We start from the raw sequence: 18,794 nt of genomic DNA on the forward strand, positions 1-18,794 counted from the left end.
GGATCAGGCTTTCTTCAGGTGGTAGGATTTGGGACGGGTCAGGTTGTGATAGCCGATGACCGACAGACCGCCGCCGCGACCGGTGTCCTTGCAGCCGGTCCAGCACAGCGCCGGATCAAGGTAATCGGCGCGGTTCATGAACACGGTGCCGGTTTCGATCTGGTCGGCAATCGCCTCGGCGCGCGCCGCGTCCTGCGTCCAGACGGATGCCGTCAGCCCGTAGTCACTGTCGTTCATCAGCCGGATCGCCTCGGCGTCGTCCTTGACGGCCATGATGCCGACCACGGGGCCAAAGCTTTCCTCGCGCATCACGCGCATGTCGTGGGTCACGTTCGTCAGGATCTGCGGCATCAGGTACGCGCCCCCGTCCTGCGGGAAATCTGCGGGGTCGATGTGGGCCGTGGCCCCTGCGGCAATCGCCTCGGCGGTCTGTTCGCGCACGGTGTCGGCGAACCGCACGTGGGCCATCGGGCCGATGGTGGTTTCGGGGTCCAGCGGATTGCCCAGCTTGTACCCTTTGACGATCTCGACCGCCTTGGCGACAAAATCATCAAACACTGCCTCGGCCACATAGATCCGTTCGATCCCGCAACAGCATTGCCCCGAGTTGAACATCGCGCCGTCAATCAGCGTATCGGCAGCGGCCTGCACATCGGCGTCATTGCAGACATAGCCGGGGTCTTTGCCGCCCAGCTCCAGCCCGACGCCGGTGAACGTGCCAGCGGCAGCCGTTTCAATCGCGCGGCCCCCGCCGACCGATCCGGTGAAGTTGACGAAGCCAAAGGATTTCGCCGCGATCAGGTCCGATGTGGTCTGGTGGTCCAGAAACACGTTCTGGAACACGTCGTCGGGGATACCGGCCGCGTGGAACGCTTCGGCCATACGCTCACCGACCAGCGGCGTCTGGCTCGCGTGTTTCAGCATCACGGCGTTGCCCGCGATCAGCGCAGGCGCGACAGTGTTGATCGCCGTCATATAGGGATAGTTCCACGGCGCCACGACCAGCACGACGCCATGCGGCACCCGTTTGATCACGCGGCGGAATTTGTCGCTGTCCTCGATCACCAGATCGGCCAGCGCGTCCTGCGCGATGTCGGCCATATAGGTGGCGCGTTCGTTAAAGCCGCCGAATTCCCCGCCATAGCGCACGGGGCGGCCCATCTGGTGCGCCAGCTCCGGCACGATGGCGTCATTCATCGCCCCCACACGGGCCACGCCGTCCTGGACCAAGGCAATGCGTTCGGCCAGCGGGCGCGCAGCCCATGCGGCTTGGGCGTTGCGGGCACGCGCAACAGCAGCCGCAGCGTCGGATGCGCCCAGCGGCGTGCGCTCGGCGTAGACCGATCCGTCGATCGGCGAAATACAGGTAATCATGGTCAGGCCCTTTCAAATCCGCGCGCGATTTCCCAATCGGTCACGACGCGGTCAAATTCTTCCTGCTCCCATTCGGCGCATCGGGTGTAATGGTCAATCACATCGTCCCCGAACGCATCCCGAAGGAAAGCGGATTTCCGCAAGGTCTCGGTCGCCGCCCGCAGGGTCTGCGGAATGTCGGCGGCCTTGGCGTCTTCGTACACGTCGCCGGTGGTGGGCGGCGACAGTTTCATCTTGTCCTCGATCCCCTTGATCCCTGCGGCCAGCATCGCGGCCTGCGCAAGATAGGGGTTCAGGTCCGAGCCACCGATCCGGCATTCGACCCGCACGCCCTTGGTGTCGGCCCCGCACAGACGGAAACCGGCCGTGCGGTTGTCGATGGACCAGACGGTTTTGGTGGGGGCAAAGGTGCCTTTGGCAAAGCGTTTGTAGCTGTTCACGTAAGGCGCCAGGAAAAACGTGTAATCCGGCGCATAGGCGATCAGCCCGGCCATATAGTTTTTCATCAGGTCGGACATGCCCAGATCGGCGTCCTTGTCGAAAAACGCGGGCGTCTCACCCTGCCACAGCGATTGGTGCACGTGGCTGGAACTGCCGACGCGGTCCTTGTGCCACTTGGGCAGGAACGACGCCGCGCGACCGTTTTGCCAGGCGATTTCCTTGATCGCATGTTTCGCAATGCTGTGGTGATCGGCGCAGTCCAGTGCCGGGGCATAGCGAATGTTCAGCTCTTCCTGCCCGGCCTCGGCCTCGCCCTTGGAGTTCTCGATGGGCAGGCCTGCTGCGTACAGATGGTTGCGGATCGGGCGCATCACGCCTTCTTCCTTGGTGGTCTGGAAGATATTGTAATCTTCGTTGTAGCCGCTGATCGGCGTCAGATCGCGAAAGCCGCCAGCGCGGATTTCGTCCAGGCTTTTCTCGAACAGGAAAAACTCCAGCTCGGTGGCCATCTTCGCGTCAAAACCCAGATCGCGCAGCCGCGCCACCTGCTTTTTCAGGATCGCGCGTGGGTCATGGGGCACGGGGGCGTGGGTGTGATGGTCCAGCACATCGCACAGCACCAGTGCAGTGCCTTCCAGCCACGGCACAGCGCGCAGCGTGGTCAGGTCGGGGGCCATGACATAGTCGCCATATCCCGTTTCCCAACTGGTCGAGGCATAGCCATCCGGTGTCGCCATCTCAAGGTCGGTCGCCAGCAGATAGTTGCAGCAATGGGTCTCTTTAAACGAGGTTTCCACGAAGTTGACCGCATGAAACCGCTTGCCCATCAAACGGCCCTGCATGTCCACAAAACAGGCCAGCACCGTGTCGATGCTGCCGTCAGTGACGCGGGATTTCAGGTCATCAAAGCTAAGGTTGCCGGGCATGTCGGTGTCCTGTGGTTAAAGTGCGTGTGGCGGGCGACCCGAAAGGCCGCCCGCATGTATTTGTGGGACAGAAAGGCTTAGCCGAAGCTGTAGGGCGGGCCCGCCTTGTCGATCACGTCGTTATAATCGCGGAAAATCTGGACGATCTTGGCGTTCACTTCGCCCTCTTGGGCCACCTCGTCCCAGAAGACCTTGGCCGCGTCTTCGACGACTTTCCATTCCTCTTGCGGGATCGAACGCAGTTGCAGCTTGTCGCCCTTGGCGCGCAGCGACGCCTCGCCGCCCCAATACCATTGGTTGCGATAGGTGTGACCCGCCTCGATGCCCGCCATCACGATGGCTTTCAGATGCTCGGGCAGATCCGCCCAGCGGCCTTCGTTGACAAAGAACGACCCGATCCATGCGCCCGAGATGTTGTTGGTCAGGAAATAGTCGGTCACGTTGGCCCAACCGACGGTGTAATCCTCGGTGATGCCGGACCACGCCATACCGTCCAGCTCGCCCGTCTGAACCGCGACTTCGGCGTCTTCGTAGGGGATCGACACCGGCACAACACCGAACTGAGTCAGGAAACGGCCCGCTGTGGGGAAGGTGTACAGCTTCAGCCCGTCCAGATCGGCCAGCGATGTGACCTCTTTCTTGGTGTTGAAGTTGCACGGGTCTTGCCCCGCCGCCGACAGCCATGTCACGCCGACCTTGGCGTATTCCTCGCGCCAGATGTCGGCCAGACCGTATTGGTTGAACAGCACCGGCACATCCAGCGAATGTTTGGTGGCCAGCGGGAAATAACCGCCGAACTGCTGCAAGGGCGTGGGCGATGCCATGCTGTCGTCGTCCGAATGCACGGCGTCGATGGTGCCACGTTGCAGGGCCTGGAACAGCTCGCCGGTGGGGACGATCTGGTCGGCATAGAACAGCTCGATCTCAAGCTCGCCGTTCGCGGCGGTGTTGATGTAGTCAATGACCGGCTTGGTCACATGTTCGCCCAGCGCGGCGCCGGCATAGGTCTGAAACCGCCACTTGATGGTGTCCTGCGCCCGGACGATGGCAGGGGCCGCAAGGCTGGCCGCGCCGCCAAGGGCTGCGGTGCGGATGAAATTGCGTCTCGTCGTCATGTCGTTTCTCCTTGTTAAGTTGGGGTGCACCGTTTGCGGTGTCTGTTATCAGTTTGCGTAGACGTAACCCGGCAGCCACAGGGCGATCTGGGGAAAGGCCATCACCATCACCAGCGCCCCCACCATGACCAGAACAAAGGGCGCGATGGACCCGTAGATGTCGCGCAGTGTGATCTCGGGCGGGGCCATGGCCCGCATCAGGAACAGGTTATAGCCAAAGGGCGGCGTCATATATGCGATCTGGCAGGTGATCGTATAAAGGATACCGTACCACACCAGATCAAAACCCAGCGCGCCCACCAGCGGCACATACAGCGGTGCTACGATCACCAGCATGGCCGTGTCGTCCAGAAACGTCCCCATGATGATAAAGCTAAGCTGCATCAGGATCAGGATCACCCACGGGCTCAGGTTCAGCCGCTCGGTGAACAGGTTCTCGATCGCCTTGACCGCGCCCAGCCCGTCGAACACCGCGCCAAAGGCCAGTGCCGCCAGAATGATCCACATGAACATGCAGGTGATGCCCAGCGTCTTGCGGACCGAATTTTCGAACACTTCGCGGGTCATACGCCCCTTGAGGATGGCCGCCACAAAGGCCGCAATCGCTCCGATGGCCGAGCTTTCCACCAGCGATGTCCAGCCTTTGACAAAGGGGAACATCATCACCGCAAAGATCACCACCGGCAGCAGCCCCGCCCGCAACAACGCCAGCTTTTCGCGGCGCGGCATCGCGCGTTCCTCGGCGCTTAGCACCGGGCCGAGCGACGGGTTCAGCCAGCAGCGGATGGTGATGTAGGCAATGAACATCGCCGCCATCATCAGCCCCGGGATCACCCCCGCCAGCCAAAGCTGGCCCACCGGTTGCCGCGCGATCATTGCATACAGCACCAGCACGACCGACGGCGGCACCAGAATGCCCAGCGACGACCCCGCCTGAATCACGCCGGTGACCATGCGTTTGTCGTACCCCCGTTTCAGCAGTTCCGGCAGCGCGATGGTGGCACCGATGGCCATGCCCGCCACGCTCAGCCCGTTCATCGCGGAAATCAGCACCATCAGCCCGATGGTCCCCACCGCCAGACCGCCGCGCAGGCCGCCCATCCAGACGTGAAACATCTTGTACAGGTCATCGGCGATCTTCGATTCCGACAGAACGTAGCCCATGAAAATGAACATCGGCAGCGTCAGCAACGGATACCATTTCATCAGCTTCATCGCGGCGGAAAACCCGATGTCATACCCGCCCTTGTCGCCCCACAGCAGCAGGGCCGCGACGACAGCGACAAAACCGATGGCACCGAACACGCGCTGACCTGTCATCAGCATCAGCATCATCGTCGAGAACATCAGGGTGGCGATCAATTCATATGACATCAGATCTCATGGCCCTTCAGCCGCAACACATCTTTGCAAAGCTCGGACAAGCACTGCAAAATCATCAGGAAAAAGCCCACGATCATCACGACTTTGACGGGCCACAGATAGGGTCGCCACGCGGACGACGATTGTTCAAGCCGACCGATTTCCTCGGTGCCGGTGACAACGCCGAACAGATAGCTCAGCGGTTCGGTCTTCCAGTAGCCCAGCGAATAGGCGGTCGAGCTGATGGCACCGTAAAGCAGGACCACAAGGTAGAAGATCAGCAGCAGGACAGTGAACAGATCGACCCATGCCTTTTTGCGGACCGACCAGTCGCCATACAGCAAATCCATGCGCACATGGTCGCCCATCTGCATCGAATAAGGCCCGCCCAGAATGTAGTAACCGACCATAATGAACTGGGCCATTTCCAGCGTCCAAAGCGACGGCAGGAAAAACACCTTGTTGACTGACGACCACAACAGCACGCCCATCAACGCGAAAATGCCATACATCATGATACGGCCCAGACGGTAGTTGACCGTATCAACGCCACGAATAAACCCACGCATCACGCCCTGCATACAACATCCCCCGCGTTGAGTTTCGTGCAGGCATCAGCCAGCCATTCCGCCAACATGTCGCCCATCTGCGCCTGCTGTTCTTCGGTCTGGATCAGGTCGTTGCGCACTTCGATCATCACGTTCGGATGGCCGTGCGCCGTGCCGTGCACCTGCAACGTATGCGTTACGCCGTCGCCGGGCCCATAGGGCGCGTTGCGCTGCACGTCGGCCGAGGTGTGCGCAGGGGCAAGGTCCAGCATCGCATCGGCCAGACGCGTATCGGTGTCATGCAGAACGCCAATCTCGACCGCGCGGGGCGCACCGTTGTAAACGGGGGTAAAGCTGTGGATGGTGACCAGCACCGGCGCCGGTCTGGCTGCAACAGTTTGTACAAGAAGGTCGCGAAACGGTACATAATATGTCGCCGCCCGGGCCGCGCGCTGAACGGTGGTCAGGGCCGCATTGCCGGGCACATCAAAGATTTCGCTTTTGGCGGGCATCGCCCCCGGTGCCTCGGGCGGGCGGTTGCAATCATACACCAGCCGCGACACGCAACTGGCCACCAACACGGCATCAAGCCGTTGGGCCATCCGCTGCGCCACAGCCAGCGCGCCGGGGTCCCATGCGGCATGGCTGACCTTGGCCGCGTCGGACAGTCCCAGCCCATCCAAAGCTGCGGGAATGAAGGACGACGCATGTTCACAGACCAGAACAACAGGCGAAGCGCCTGTGGAATTGATCGTCTGTGCGACCCCCATCTGATCTGCGTTTGCGTCCGTCATGGCACCTCCTGCATTCACAAAGTGCTTGCCTCGACGGCCATCTGTCAACAGAATTGTTAAAATATCCGTCAGCCGCAACGGATGTGAAAATTTTTCGATCAAACAGGAGGCGCCCCGTGTCCTCAGATGCGCTTACGATTTCCGACCGCATCCAGCAAAAGCTGGACGATCTGACCCGTGCCGAACGGCAACTGGCCCATTCCATCCTGGAAAACTACCCGATCTCGGGGCTGGGGCCGCTGACCGAACTGGCGTTGGATGCCAACGTGTCCGGCCCCACAGTCGCGCGGATGGTGCAAAAGCTGGGGTTCAAAGGCTATGCCGAATTTCAGGCCGAACTGCGCGAGGAACTGCGCGCCAAGGTCAAAGGGCCGATTGCCAAGCACGACACATGGGCCGACAGCGCACCGTCGGGGCATATCCTGAACACCTTTACCGACGCCGTGATCGACAACATCCGGCACACGCTGGGCCAGATTGACCCCCAAGCCTTTGATAAAGCATGCGCTTTGGTCGGTGATCCGGCGCATCACCTGTATATTGTCGGCGGACGGGTGACCCACACGCTGGCGGAATATCTGTTTTTGCACATGCAGGTGATCCGCCCCAACATCACCCACGTGCAATCCACGTCGAACGCCTGGCCGCACTATCTGCTGGATGTGAAACCCGGCGATGTGTTCGTGATCTTCGACGTGCGCCGTTACGAGAACAACACCCTGAAACTGGCCGAGATGGCCCATGCCCAAGGAGCCAGGATCATCCTGTTCACGGATCAATGGCGATCGCCCGTGCATCAGCTGGCCGACATCAGCTTTAGCAGCCGCATCGTGGTGCCGTCGGCGTGGGATTCGGCGGCTACGACCCTGTTGTTGACCGAAACGATGATTTCTGCGGTGCAAAACCTGCGCTGGGACGACACCAAGGGACGCATGGAAGAGCTGGAATCGATGTTCGACCAGACCAAGCTGTTCCGCAAATTCACCTGACCGCCTAAAAATCAGGCATCTGTGCTGTCCCGGGTTGCAGCCCCGCCGTGCAGCCCGCAGACTGATTTCAAATGCTGCAACCGCTTCCTCTTCTTGTCTTTAGCGATCTCGACGGGACGTTGATTTCGCATGATACGTACCGCTGGGATGCCGCGCGCCCTGCGTTGGCGCACCTGCGCAACATCGGTGCGGGTGTGGTGCTGGCCAGTAGCAAAACAGCGCCTGAAATCATCGGATTGCGCGCACAGATGGGGTTGGAAGACTGGCCCGCCATCGTTGAAAACGGCGCGGGCGTGCTGGATGCACATGCGACGGACACGCCAGCCAACACCGAGTATCTGCGCCTGCGGTCCGCGTTGAACCAACTGCCCGAAGAGCTGCGCGGACTGTTCACGGGCTTTGGCGATCTGGATGCTGCGGGCGTTGCGGACATCACCGGCCTGCCACCCGCCGACGCGCAGAACGCCAGGACGCGCGCCTTTTCCGAACCGGGGCTGTGGCACGGCACGGACGCCCAGCGCACCGCGTTTCTTCAGGCTCTGAAGCAGCACGGCCTAACGGCCCGCGAAGGCGGCCGGTTTCTGACGTTGTCCTTTGGCCAGACAAAAGCGGACCGGATGGCCCAGATCATCGCCACATACCGCCCACAGGTCACATTGGCCCTGGGTGATGCGCCGAACGACATCGAGATGCTGCAAACCGCCGATCACGGCGTGATCATAGCCAACCCGCACCGTGCGCCCCTGCCCCCGCTGGACACCGAAAGCGCGGGGCGCATCACGCGCACCACCCTGCCCGGCCCCGAAGGCTGGAACCGCGCGGTACTGGATTTCGTTGACCGATTGACCCCCTGAACAAGGACGCCACCCATGACAGATTTTCACCAGAACGGGAACGTGGCGACGCTGCACAATTTGCGAACGCGTTCTTTGGATGAAATGACCTATGAGCTTGAGACCTTTGCCCAGTCGCGCAAAATCTCGTTGATCCTGCCCTGCCTGTATTCCGAACTGGAAACCGACGCGATGCCGCTGATCCTGGGCGAATTGTCCAAGGTCACATACCTGCACCGCATCATCATCGGACTGGACCGCGCAGACGAGGCACAGTTTCGCCACGCCCAGCAGTTTTTCAAAGGGTTGAACCAGAACCACATCGTGATCTGGAACGACAGCCCCCGGATGAAAGCCCTTGGCGAACGGCTGGATGCGCTGGGGCTTGCGCCGATGGAGCAAGGCAAGGGCAAGAACGTTTGGTCGTCGCTGGGCTATCTGATCGGCTGCGAGGACAGTTCGGTCATGGCGATCCACGATTGCGACATCGTCACCTACACCAACGAAATGCTGGCGCGGCTGGTCTATCCGGTGGCAAACCCGACCTTTCCCTATCAGGTGGCCAAAGGGTTTTATTCGCGCGTGGGTCAAGGCAAGCTGAACGGGCGTGTGACCCGTCTGCTGGTCAGCCCGCTGCTGATTGCACTGAAAAAAGTTGTGGGTGACCGCGACTATCTGGATTACCTGCGCAGCTTCCGCTATCCGCTGTCGGGTGAATTTGCCATGCGCACCAGCATATTGCCCGATCTGCGCATTCCGTCCGACTGGGGGCTGGAGATCGGGGTGCTGTCCGAAGCCTGGCGCAATCTGGCGCCCAAGGCGGTCTGCCAGGTCGAGATTGCCGACAACTACGACCACAAGCACCAGGACCTGAGCCCCGAAGACGCCAGCGCGGGCCTGAGCCGTATGTCCACAGACATCTGCAAGGCCATCTTCCGCAAGCTGGCCGCTGACGGCACGGTGTTTACCCCGAACGTTTTCCGCACGCTGAAAGCGACCTATTACCGCTGCGCGCTGGACCTGCTTGAGGCCTATTACACCGATGCGCAGATGAACGGGCTGACCATTGACCGGCACAAGGAAGAACAGGCGATCGAGTTGTTCGCAGAAAACATCATGCGGGCTGGCCAGACGTTTCTGGACAACCCGCACGAGACGCCTTTCATCCCGACGTGGAATCGCGTTCACGCAGCCGATGCAGGCTTTTTGACCGATTTGCGGGCGGCGGCTGTCGCGGATGAAAAGGAATTTTCAGCTTAGCGCCAGCCGCCGATATTCATCAACTGGCCCTTACTGCGGCGTGGTGATGACCGGGATGGGCGAGATTTTGGTGCCATCGGTAAAGCGGTGCAGGCGGAATGGCGTGGGGTCGACCACTGGCGTTTGCCCGGTGATCAGGTCTGCGGCCAGACGGCCAGCCCCCGTTCCCAGACCAAACCCGTGGCCGGAAAAACCGGTTGCGACGAACAGGCCCGGAATGCCGTTCTTCACCCCTTCGGTAGATGAAATGGCCGGGATCAGGTCAGGCAGAACGTCGATGTATCCGCCCCAGCGCTGCGCGACCGTCGCATCCTTGAGCGCGGGGTAGGTTTTTTTGACCTCGGCAAGGGTCTTGTCGATGTAGGGCGCGTCGGCGTCGGGGTCCAGAATGCGGGTCTTTTCGAACGGGGTGACATCGTCGCCGGTCCAGTGGCGCGGTGTGCGCAGCGCGTCCATGAAGGCCGGACCAAGGCCCAGCCGGATCGACCGCCATTCGTTTTTCAGCGTGGGCAAGAAAGCCGTGAACAGACGGAAGCTGTCGGGCGTCAACTGATACCGGCTGGGCACGGCGGATGCCACGGTATAGCCACCATCCTTGCGCTTTCGTATGGCAAATGACGTGGTTTTCAGGTTGCTTTGTGGTCCTGCCTCGACCGCGTCGGTGCGCAGCACGGTGTTGCGGGTGCGCAGTTGCGGCAGGTAGATGCCGATGTTGCGCAGGAACAGCCGCGACCAGACGCCACCGGCCACCAGCACCGCGTCGCAGGCGATGCGGCCCTGTTCGGTGACAACGCCCGACACTTTGCCCTGGGACGTCTCGACCACCCGAACCGCGCAGTTCTGGTGCACCGTGCCACCGCGTGCCTGCACGGCGCGGGCGATGGCGGGTGCCGCCATTTGCGGCTCTGCCCGCCCGTCGCGGGGGCAATGCAGGGCGCCGATGATACCTTGGGCATCGGGGTCGTAGCCTGCCAGATGCGTCAATGCAGCGTCGCGGTCCATCAGGTGCGTCGGGATCTGGTAATGGCCCAGCTCTTCCTGCGCCTTACGCTCGGCCTGCAAGGCGGCATCGCTGGCGATGGCATAGGTTGAACCGCACTGAGTATACCCGGTGTTCCCGTCGATGCGGGCGTCCAACCCTTCCCAGATCTTGACCGATTCAATCATCAGCGGCAATTCGCGCGGGTCACGGTGGGTCAGGCGCACCCAGCCCCAGTTGCGGCTGGATTGTTCGCCGCCGATCTGACCTTTTTCGCAGATTGCAACCTTCAGGCCCCGGTCCGCCAGTTCAAGTGCTGTGCACACGCCCGCGATGCCGCCGCCGATGATGACGACATCGACGGACGGGGGCAAAACACTGTCGCTGACAACGGGGTCCAGCTTGGGTCCGGGCATGGTAGTCTCCTTGGTGCGGCGTTGTTGGCCGCTCTGGTCTATGAGGTATTCAGGCGTGCGGTGGCAAGGGCGCACCTTGTAGACGCGCCCGCAGATTGTCGCGCAGCCGGTAGCCCCGCAAGGCCGCCTGGGGGGCCACGGACATATACAGCGGCTGGGATTGCAGCGGCTCGACCGGCAGATCAAGATCGGCCTCGGCCACGCCCATCGCCCAATCGGACAGGATGCCCCCGATCATCGAGCCTGTTGGCACGCCGCGCCCCGACAGGCCCGTCATGGCGACGACACCGGGGGCCAGCGCATAGAGGCGCGGGATGGTTTTGCGCTGCATGTCCAGTTCGCCGTACCAGAAAAACTCCCACCGCAAATCCTCGCGCAGGTCGGGGTGCAACCATTTCAACCGGTCGCTGAGGACCTGCCGCGTATAGGCCGGGTCGCGCCCGCGCTGGCCCATCGGGAACATCGAGGCAACGATGCGGTTCTGGCTGTTGTATTTATAGACATAGATGTCGCCGCGCCCGTCCTGAATGGTTGTGCGTTGCGGCAGAACCACGGCCTGCGCGGCGGCCGACAGCGGCTGGGTCGCGGCCACGAACACGCGCATGATGCGGAACGTCTGGTCCAGCTTGGGCCAACCTGCCACGGTATAGGCACCGGTGGTGTAGATCACCTTTTCCGCCCGCACCGATCCCTGCGCGGTGCGTACCTGCCACGCGTTGTTCACACGGTCGCAGCCTGTCACGCCCGCGCCGGTGAAAATCTGCCCGCCTTCGGACAGCACCGCGCGGCCCAATCCGCGGGCATAGGCCAGCGCATTCAGCCCGCCCGCCTCTTCGTGCAGCCAACCGCCATAGAACCGCGACGATCCGGTAACCGCCTGCACCTCATCCCGGTCCAGCATCCGGGTGCGCGCGCCTGCGGCGTTATAGTTTTCCATATTCGCCTGAAGCTTTTTCAGATGCGAGGGGAACAGCGCACCCTGGACATATCCGTTCTGTTCCCATTCGCAGTCGATGTCGTATTGCGCGATCATCTGCCCGACCACATCGTTGGCGCGGGTCTGGCGGTGGATCAGCCGTTCGGCCCACGGCGCGCCCATGACTTCGCGCAGTTCGGGCAGGCTGTAATGGGTGAAGGTCGGCGTACAGTGCCCCGCATTGCGCCCCGATCCGCCAAAACCGATTTCCTCACGCTCCAGCACCACGACGCTGACGCCTTTGCGGGCCAGTTCCAGCGCAGTGGTCAGCCCCGAATAGCCCGCGCCGACCACGCAAACATCTGCCGTGACCTCACCTTTGAGCGTTTGCGTGTCCGGACCTTCGGGCGCTGTGGCGTACCACAATGTGTCCTTGAATTCAGAGAACTTCGGCTTCATCTCACTGTCCTTGCGCACGGCTGTCGAAGGCATCGCGCAGACCGTCCCCGATAAAGTTGAAACCGGTCACGGCAATGGTGATCGCCAGCCCTGGAATGATGGCCAGCCACGGGGCCGAGCCCAGATATTGCTGCGCCCCGTTCAACAGGTTGCCCCAGCTTGGCAGCGGCGGCTGGATGCCGTAGCCCAGAAAGCTGATATAGGCCTCAAGCAGGATGGCGCGCGCCACGGTCAGCGATGCGGCCACGATGATCGGGCCGATGGCGTTGGGCAGCAGTTCGCGGAACATGATCCAGCGGCCTGACAGACCCAGCATATGCGCTGCCTGGACAAAATCCTGATTGCGCAGCGATTTCACCTCGGCCTCGACGATACGGGCGACTTCCATCCAGCTTGTGGCCGAGATGATCACGGCGATCATCACCGGACCCGGCTGGATAAAGGCAGCCAGTGCCAGAAGCAGAAAAACAGAGGGGAACGACAGGAACGCATCCACAACGCGCATCAGCACCGCGCTGATCTTGCCGCCGTAATACCCCGAGACGACGCCGACGACCGACCCGACGGTGGTGGCAATCACCATCACGGCAAAGCCCACCGCCATCGAGATTTGCCCCGCGTGGAACAGCCGCGCGGCCAGATCGCGGCCCAGCGGGTCGGTGCCAAAGATATGGCCGCCGGTGCCGGGCGGCGCAAACCGCGCGCGCAGGTCGATGTAAAGTTCGTCGTAGGCCAGCAGATACGGCCCGACAAAACAGGCAAAGGTCAGACCCAGCACCATGAACAGGCCGACCATGGCCAGCTTGTGACTTAGGAACCGTCGCAGCGCGCGGGATTTGATCAAGGGCTGGCGGACCGGAGGTGTCGTTGTTGCAGCAGTCATTGTCAGGACCTTTCTTTCATTCCAGAGCGATGCGCGGATCAATCAGCGCAACGGCGATGTCCGCGGCAAGGTTGCCGATCAGCACCAGCATGGCCGAGGCCATGAGCAGGCCCATGACCACCGGGTAATCCGAATACCCCAGACTATCGAGAAACAGCCGCCCCATCCCGGGCCAGGTGAACACGGTTTCGGTCACCAGCGCGCCGCCCAGCACCATCGGCAATTGCAGGCCCGCCAGCGTGATCATCGGCACCAGCGAGTTGCCCACGATATGCTTGAACAGCACCCGCCGCTGGGTCAGCCCCTTGGCCCGTGCGGTGCGCACGAAATCCTGATTGATCACGTTCAGGGTCGAGGTGCGCATGTACCGGCTCCAGACCGCCACATCGACCAGCGCCAGAACACAGGCGGGCATGATCAGGTGTTTGAGGTAGTTCAGAACCGATCCGTCGCCCACCGTGTACATGTTGCCCGCAGGCAGCCAGCCAAGGTTCAGCGCAAAGATGTAGATGGCGATCAGGCCGAACCAGAACGTCGGGATCGACAGGGCCACCATCGACGCCACGGTCATGGCATAGTCGAACACCGACCGGCGGCGCAGGGCGCTGAAAATACCGATCGTGCTGCCCAGCGTGATCGAGATGGACGTGGCGGTGCCCATCAGCAGCAAGGTGGCGAACAGATGGCTTTCGATCACGTGCAGCACCGGTTGCCCGTCACGATACGAGGTGCCCCAGTCGCCCACCAGCATATGGCGCAACCAGTCGAAATATTGCACGATAAGCGGTCGGTCCAACCCCATTTGCGCGGCGATCTTGTCGATCTGCTCTTGGGTCATGCCCGGACTAAGCGCGAATTGCGACAGCGGGCCGCCCGGCGCGAGATTGAGCACCGCGAACCCGATGAATGACACGATCAGCAGCAGCAAAAGGCTTTGGCCGACGCGGGATAAGATGTAGCGCAGCATGGCGGGGCGCCCTCTTTGTACAAATGTCTGAATTCAGGGGTCGCCCAACGCGACACCCGGCAGACGCGGCGGATGGTCCCGCCGCGTCCATGGTTCAGGCTGGAACAGCCGCGTTCAGGTGCGTTTCCAGTCGCGCACGTTCCATGTTTCGATCCGGTTGTTCACGTTCGGAGCCGGACCGTCGACATCGTCCTTGCGCCCCTTGATGACGGCGTATTGGAACACCGGCAAAAACGGCAGGTCGTCCCGGATCACGCGTTGCAGCTCTTGGTAGATCTCGCGGCGCTCTTCGGGAACAAAGCTGGCCGCCCCTTTTATCAGCAACTCGTCAACCTTGGGGTTCTGATAGGCAAAGGTGTTCTGCCCAGACCCGCCCAGTACGGGCGACATTGTGGACATGAAATAGTCGGAGGTGTCCGGGTCGGCGCCTGACAGGGCATTCAGCCCCACAACAACCGAGTCAAAGCCCGAGTTCATCCAGTAGTCGCCCCACATCACGGCAGGCGGCAGGTTCTTGATGATCATCTCGACGCCGACTTCCTTGAACGTCTGCTGGATGAACTGCTGTGCCTGCTCGCGCAGGTGGTTGCCTGCGGTGGTCGAGTTGGTGAACGACAGGCGCACGCCGTCTTTTTCACGCACGCCATCCGCACCGGGCACCCAGCCTGCATCGTCCAGCAGCTTGCGCGCTTTCTCGAGGCTGAATTCATGTTTGGGCAGGTCCGGTTCATAATAATAGGACTGCTGCGGCATGTAGGTTTCGGTCGGGGTCGGCACGCCGTAGTACAGCGCGTCGATGATCGACGTCTTGTCCAGCGCGGCATACAGCGCCTGCCGCACAGCCAGTTCCTGAAACTGCGGGCGCGTCATGTTCAGGCCGATGGATTCAAACGTCGCGGTGCCTGCAACGGTCACAATCTTGTTCGGCAGCTTTTCCGCTTCGGCCAGGTGGTCGGGCGAGATGTATTGCAGGCCGATCACGTCGATGTCGCCCGATTTGAACTGGGTGTACATCACGTTCAGGTCAGGCACGTATTTGATGATCAGCGTTTTCAGATAGGGGCCGTCCATGTGATAGTCTGCGTTCGCTTCCAGCTCGATATGGTCGCCCGCCATGCGTTCCTTGAACTTGAAGGGACCTGTGCCAATCGGCGCGTTCGAGAAGGGGGCGGTGTTCTTGTCCTCAACCCCGTCAAAGGCGTGTTTCGGGATGATATAGGTCGATGCCAGGATGGCCGCCATCGGGGCGAAGGGTTCGGACATTTCCCATGTCAGTTCGGTGTCGGACACGACCGTGATGTTTTGCATGAACTTGTAACCGGTCGAACGGAACGACCGGAAATCGGGGTCCATCGTCAGCTCCAGCGAGAATTTGACATCTTCGGCGGTGAAGGGCGTACCGTCATGCCATGTGACGCCGTCCTTCAGCTTGATCCGCCAGTTCAGGCCGTCCTCGGAGATACCGCCATTGGCGACGGTGGGCACTTCGGCCACAAGGATCGGGAAATATTCACCGTCAGGGTCGAAATCAAACAGCGGGTCGAAGACGGCATAATATACGCCCTCGTCCACTTCGATGTGCGGCATCAACGGGTTGAACACCGTCGGTTCCTGCGAAAAGGCCAGGATAAGTTGGCCGTTTGCGTCAGCGTTGGCAGCAAAGGCCTGATCGCGGCCAATGGCTGCGGGCCCCATCAGTCCGGCCGCACCGGCGGCCCCCATCATCATCAGTGTCTGGCGACGGCTGAGATGTGCTTTTTGCGTCTTGTCATCAGTCATGTTGAGCTTCCTGTCGTTGTCGCAAGTTGGGCAGACAGCGACGCGTGCTTGCGTTTCACACGCCGCCTTGTGCCGCGTCCCCAAAGGGGCGCCGGCCAATCAGAAACCGCTGATGATCTCGATCTTTGAGCCATCCGAAAAGCGGTTGAAACGATAGGGCGCGGGGTCCACCACCGGTGCGCGGGCGCAGACCAGATCGGCGGCCAGACGGCCCGCCGCCGGACCGATGCCAAAGCCATGGCCCGAAAACCCCGTCGCAATGAAAAATCCGGGAATGTCATCAACGCCCGAGATCACGGGGATCGCATCGGGGGTCACATCAATCGCGCCGGCCCAGCGTTGGGCTATTTCGGCCTTCTCGAAGACTGGAAAGGCGCGGCGCAGGTTCTGCAAGGCCTTGTCCTGCATCGTAAAGCTGGGCTTGGGGTCCAGAACGCGGCAGTATTCAAACGGGCTTGCCTCGTCCATCGACCATTTGTTCTGCACCCGCACCTCGTCCAGAAACCGCCCGCCAAAGCTGAGCATCAGCGATTTCCATTGCGAGCCGAGCGCGGGCAGGAAATCCTTGAAATAGCGAAAGCTGTCGGGAACGATGTCAACGATGTTGCGGAAGCCGTCCGCGACGGTATAGCCGCCGTCCATACGCTTGCGGATGGAAAATCCGTTCGACCAGATCGCGCTTTCCGGGCCGCCTTGCAGCGGCTTGGTGCGGATGACCGAGTTCTTGACCTTGAGTTGCGGCAGGCGCAGTCCGGTGTTGCGGGCAAACAGGCTGGACCATGCACCCCCGGCCAGAACCACCTGTTCGCAAGCAATCTCGCCCCGCTCGGTCACCACGCCGCTGACGTGGCCCGCGCTGGTCTGGATGCCGCGCACGGCGCATTCGGTCAGCACATGAACGCCCAGATCGCGCGCCGCCTCGGCGATTGCGGGGGCGGCTTGTTGCGGCTCGGCGCGTCCGTCAACGGCTGTGAACAGCGCGCCTTTTACTTCCATCTCTGAACCTGGGAACAGCTCTTTGAATTCGCGCCCCGACACCATGCGGCTGTCGATCTGGTAGTCTTTCAGGTTCTCAAGCCAACGCTCGTGTTCCTCGAATTCGGTGTCGTTGGCGCAGGCAAAGGCAACGCCCGCTTGGGTATACCCCAGATCGCGCCCCGTGCGCTTTGCCAGATCGGGCCAGATCCGCAACGCCTCGGCCATCAGCGGCACTTCGCGCGGGTCGCGGCGGGTGATGCGCACCCAGCCCCAGTTGCGGCTGGACTGTTCGTGACCGATACCGCCCTTTTCGCACAGGGCCACGGTCATGCCGCGTTCGGCCAGTTCCAACGCGGTCGAGCATCCGATGATCCCGCCACCGATCACGACCACATCTACCTTGGCGGGCAGGTCAACATCGCCATGGACGGGAACAACAAATGGTCCGGGCATATCAGAACGATTCCTCAAGTTGGCAGTTCACACAGAATTCGGCCACGCTGGCTTCGTTCGGCAGGTCGATCAGCATCTCGATGACGCGCGCCAGATCGTCCGGTTGGGTCATCGCGTCCGACGCGCGGTCTGTAATGGCCATCGCCATGTCGGTGGCCACGAACCCCGGACAGACGGCGGTGGCGCGAATGCCCTTGTCGAACCCCGCGTGACGCAGCGCATGGGCCATGCCGATCACCGCGAACTTTGACACGGAATACGAGCCTGACTTGGCCGATTTGACCCGTTTGCCCGACAGCGACCCCAACAGGATCACCCGCCCGTTGCCCGCAGCGCCCAGCGCGTCCCAGCAGGCAGCGGCCAGCCGGCGGGGGGCTTGCACATTGATTTCAAGCAGTTGCGCCATCTCGTCGTCGGACACTTCGACGATGGTTCGGGGGATCATGATGCCCGCGTTGGCCACGACCGCGTCGATGCGGCCAAAACGGTCGGTCACCTGTGCGGCCCACGACGTGCCCGCATCGGGCTGCGCCGCCTGGTAGGCAAACAGATGAACCCGCTCGGGCGCAGCAGCCGCCCAATCGGGCATTTCAGGTTTGCGCATCCCCAAAGACACGGCCCATCCCGCATCAAAAAGCCGTTTCGCCACGGCCGCGCCAATGCCGCGATTTGCGCCGGAAATCAGTGCCGTGCGATGTGCGTTCAATCCCATTTTGCCCTCATGTTCAGATAGACCCGCTTGAGCATTTGCATGAACTGGTCGCGGTCTTCAGGTGCGATAAAGTCAAAGAATTCAGCCTCTTGCGCGCGAATGATTTCGCGCACTTTCTCGGCCAGTTCGTGTCCTTTGTCAGTGATGTACAGGGCTTGCGCGCGCTGGTCCTCGGTCGAGGTTTCGCGGCGTATGATGCCTGCCGAAACCATGCGGTCGATGATCCGCCCCGTGGCCGGACGATCGCGCATCAGCACGTCTGCGACTTGCGACGGGCGCACGCCGGGATAGTCATCGACCAGAAACAGCGTGGTGATCTTGCCCTTGCCCTTCGCCACTTCGAGTTCGGCCATGCGCCGGTCAAGATCACGCGACACGACGGAATCAAGCGACCGGATGTACCAGCTAAACGCCCCCTCAAGGATGTCGATGCGCAGCCCGCCGATCTCGATGTGCGGATCGTCATAATCATCGTCAACAAAATGCGGGGCCGTCGACTCTGGTGTCATAAAGCTGTCGTCCTTTGGCTTGTTGTTTCAAGTAAAGAACCCAGTTTCCGCTGCGGCAAGGAAAAGTTGCATAATACAATTATTTTGATTGTATTTTACAA

The 18,794-nt window shown here is 61.4% G+C and carries 17 protein-coding genes; 3 read left to right on the forward strand and 14 right to left on the reverse strand.

The annotated features are described in order from the left end of the window. Window positions 1–3 precede the first annotated feature (3 nt). The 6 genes from AAC077_RS16605 to AAC077_RS16630 all read right to left on the reverse strand — a co-directional run bounded on the left by AAC077_RS16605 (window position 4) and on the right by AAC077_RS16630 (window position 6,560). Window positions 4–1,374 carry an aldehyde dehydrogenase family protein gene (locus AAC077_RS16605; RefSeq protein WP_339771820.1) on the reverse strand — a complete coding sequence of 457 codons (1,371 nt, stop codon included), beginning with the start codon at window positions 1,372–1,374 and terminating at the stop codon, window positions 4–6. A 2-nt stretch (window positions 1,375–1,376) separates the two neighbouring features. Beyond that, entirely contained in the window at window positions 1,377–2,741 is a 1,365-nt protein-coding gene (locus tag AAC077_RS16610; RefSeq protein ID WP_339771822.1) for a glutamine synthetase family protein, read from the reverse strand. A 77-nt stretch (window positions 2,742–2,818) separates the two neighbouring features. Next, on the reverse strand, window positions 2,819–3,856 hold the full coding sequence (locus AAC077_RS16615) for a TRAP transporter substrate-binding protein (protein WP_028955184.1): 1,038 nt from the start codon (window positions 3,854–3,856) through the stop codon (window positions 2,819–2,821). A 48-nt stretch (window positions 3,857–3,904) separates the two neighbouring features. Beyond that, a complete protein-coding gene (locus AAC077_RS16620; protein ID WP_339771826.1) occupies window positions 3,905–5,230 on the reverse strand; it encodes a TRAP transporter large permease subunit in 1,326 nt (441 codons plus the stop codon). Then, entirely contained in the window at window positions 5,230–5,799 is a 570-nt protein-coding gene (locus AAC077_RS16625) for a TRAP transporter small permease subunit (RefSeq protein ID WP_339771829.1), read from the reverse strand. Before AAC077_RS16625 ends, AAC077_RS16620 begins: the two co-directional genes overlap by 1 nt. Next, entirely contained in the window at window positions 5,787–6,560 is a 774-nt protein-coding gene (locus AAC077_RS16630; RefSeq protein WP_339771832.1) for an N-formylglutamate amidohydrolase, read from the reverse strand. The genes AAC077_RS16625 and AAC077_RS16630 overlap by 13 nt, the downstream gene beginning before the upstream one ends. 116 nt (window positions 6,561–6,676) lie before the next feature. Here AAC077_RS16630 and AAC077_RS16635 point away from each other — a divergent pair, with 116 nt between their 5' ends. The 3 genes from AAC077_RS16635 to AAC077_RS16645 all read left to right on the forward strand — a co-directional run bounded on the left by AAC077_RS16635 (window position 6,677) and on the right by AAC077_RS16645 (window position 9,642). Further along, a complete protein-coding gene (locus AAC077_RS16635; protein WP_339771834.1) occupies window positions 6,677–7,549 on the forward strand; it encodes a MurR/RpiR family transcriptional regulator in 873 nt (290 codons plus the stop codon). A 71-nt stretch (window positions 7,550–7,620) separates the two neighbouring features. After that, window positions 7,621–8,403, forward strand: coding sequence for an HAD-IIB family hydrolase (locus tag AAC077_RS16640; protein WP_339771837.1), 783 nt, complete (start codon window positions 7,621–7,623; stop codon window positions 8,401–8,403). A gap of 15 nt (window positions 8,404–8,418) precedes the next feature. Further along, entirely contained in the window at window positions 8,419–9,642 is a 1,224-nt protein-coding gene (locus tag AAC077_RS16645; protein WP_339771839.1) for a glycosyl transferase, read from the forward strand. Between the two features lie 30 nt (window positions 9,643–9,672). Here the strand turns inward: AAC077_RS16645 and AAC077_RS16650 are convergent, their stop codons facing one another. From AAC077_RS16650 to AAC077_RS16685, 8 genes are all read right to left on the reverse strand, one after another. Further along, entirely contained in the window at window positions 9,673–11,037 is a 1,365-nt protein-coding gene (locus AAC077_RS16650) for an FAD-binding oxidoreductase (RefSeq protein WP_339771841.1), read from the reverse strand. 49 nt (window positions 11,038–11,086) lie between these two features. Next, entirely contained in the window at window positions 11,087–12,412 is a 1,326-nt protein-coding gene (locus AAC077_RS16655) for an FAD-binding oxidoreductase (RefSeq protein WP_339771845.1), read from the reverse strand. A gap of 1 nt (window position 12,413) precedes the next feature. After that, window positions 12,414–13,295 (reverse strand): ABC transporter permease, encoded by an 882-nt coding sequence (locus AAC077_RS16660; RefSeq protein ID WP_339771847.1) that lies wholly within the window; start codon window positions 13,293–13,295, stop codon window positions 12,414–12,416. A 16-nt stretch (window positions 13,296–13,311) separates the two neighbouring features. Then, entirely contained in the window at window positions 13,312–14,262 is a 951-nt protein-coding gene (locus tag AAC077_RS16665; protein ID WP_339771849.1) for an ABC transporter permease, read from the reverse strand. A gap of 114 nt (window positions 14,263–14,376) precedes the next feature. Beyond that, window positions 14,377–16,041, reverse strand: coding sequence for a peptide ABC transporter substrate-binding protein (locus tag AAC077_RS16670; protein WP_339771851.1), 1,665 nt, complete (start codon window positions 16,039–16,041; stop codon window positions 14,377–14,379). Between the two features lie 99 nt (window positions 16,042–16,140). Then, on the reverse strand, window positions 16,141–17,472 hold the full coding sequence (locus AAC077_RS16675) for an FAD-binding oxidoreductase (RefSeq protein WP_339771853.1): 1,332 nt from the start codon (window positions 17,470–17,472) through the stop codon (window positions 16,141–16,143). Between the two features lies 1 nt (window position 17,473). Further along, window positions 17,474–18,184: an SDR family NAD(P)-dependent oxidoreductase gene (locus AAC077_RS16680; protein ID WP_339771854.1), complete on the reverse strand. Its 711-nt coding sequence runs from the start codon at window positions 18,182–18,184 to the stop codon at window positions 17,474–17,476. After that, window positions 18,175–18,693, reverse strand: a complete 519-nt coding sequence (locus AAC077_RS16685; protein WP_339771856.1) for a MarR family transcriptional regulator — start codon at window positions 18,691–18,693, stop codon at window positions 18,175–18,177. Before AAC077_RS16685 ends, AAC077_RS16680 begins: the two co-directional genes overlap by 10 nt. Window positions 18,694–18,794 lie beyond the last annotated feature (101 nt).

It is taken from the genome of uncultured Pseudosulfitobacter sp., assembly GCF_963976325.1.
In the GTDB taxonomy this organism is placed as follows: Bacteria; Pseudomonadota; Alphaproteobacteria; order Rhodobacterales; family Rhodobacteraceae; genus Pseudosulfitobacter.

Coding starts and splice junctions, on each gene's coding strand:
- AAC077_RS16605 (WP_339771820.1), bottom strand. CDS start 1,374: ATGATTACCTGTATTTCGCCGATCGACGGATCGGTCTACGCCGAGCGC.
- AAC077_RS16610 (WP_339771822.1), bottom strand. CDS start 2,741: ATGCCCGGCAACCTTAGCTTTGATGACCTGAAATCCCGCGTCACTGAC.
- AAC077_RS16615 (WP_028955184.1), bottom strand. CDS start 3,856: ATGACGACGAGACGCAATTTCATCCGCACCGCAGCCCTTGGCGGCGCG.
- AAC077_RS16620 (WP_339771826.1), bottom strand. CDS start 5,230: ATGTCATATGAATTGATCGCCACCCTGATGTTCTCGACGATGATGCTG.
- AAC077_RS16625 (WP_339771829.1), bottom strand. CDS start 5,799: ATGCAGGGCGTGATGCGTGGGTTTATTCGTGGCGTTGATACGGTCAAC.
- AAC077_RS16630 (WP_339771832.1), bottom strand. CDS start 6,560: ATGACGGACGCAAACGCAGATCAGATGGGGGTCGCACAGACGATCAAT.
- AAC077_RS16640 (WP_339771837.1), top strand. CDS start 7,621: ATGCTGCAACCGCTTCCTCTTCTTGTCTTTAGCGATCTCGACGGGACG.
- AAC077_RS16645 (WP_339771839.1), top strand. CDS start 8,419: ATGACAGATTTTCACCAGAACGGGAACGTGGCGACGCTGCACAATTTG.
- AAC077_RS16650 (WP_339771841.1), bottom strand. CDS start 11,037: ATGCCCGGACCCAAGCTGGACCCCGTTGTCAGCGACAGTGTTTTGCCC.
- AAC077_RS16655 (WP_339771845.1), bottom strand. CDS start 12,412: ATGAAGCCGAAGTTCTCTGAATTCAAGGACACATTGTGGTACGCCACA.
- AAC077_RS16660 (WP_339771847.1), bottom strand. CDS start 13,295: ATGACTGCTGCAACAACGACACCTCCGGTCCGCCAGCCCTTGATCAAA.
- AAC077_RS16665 (WP_339771849.1), bottom strand. CDS start 14,262: ATGCTGCGCTACATCTTATCCCGCGTCGGCCAAAGCCTTTTGCTGCTG.
- AAC077_RS16670 (WP_339771851.1), bottom strand. CDS start 16,041: ATGACTGATGACAAGACGCAAAAAGCACATCTCAGCCGTCGCCAGACA.
- AAC077_RS16675 (WP_339771853.1), bottom strand. CDS start 17,472: ATGCCCGGACCATTTGTTGTTCCCGTCCATGGCGATGTTGACCTGCCC.
- AAC077_RS16680 (WP_339771854.1), bottom strand. CDS start 18,184: ATGGGATTGAACGCACATCGCACGGCACTGATTTCCGGCGCAAATCGC.
- AAC077_RS16685 (WP_339771856.1), bottom strand. CDS start 18,693: ATGACACCAGAGTCGACGGCCCCGCATTTTGTTGACGATGATTATGAC.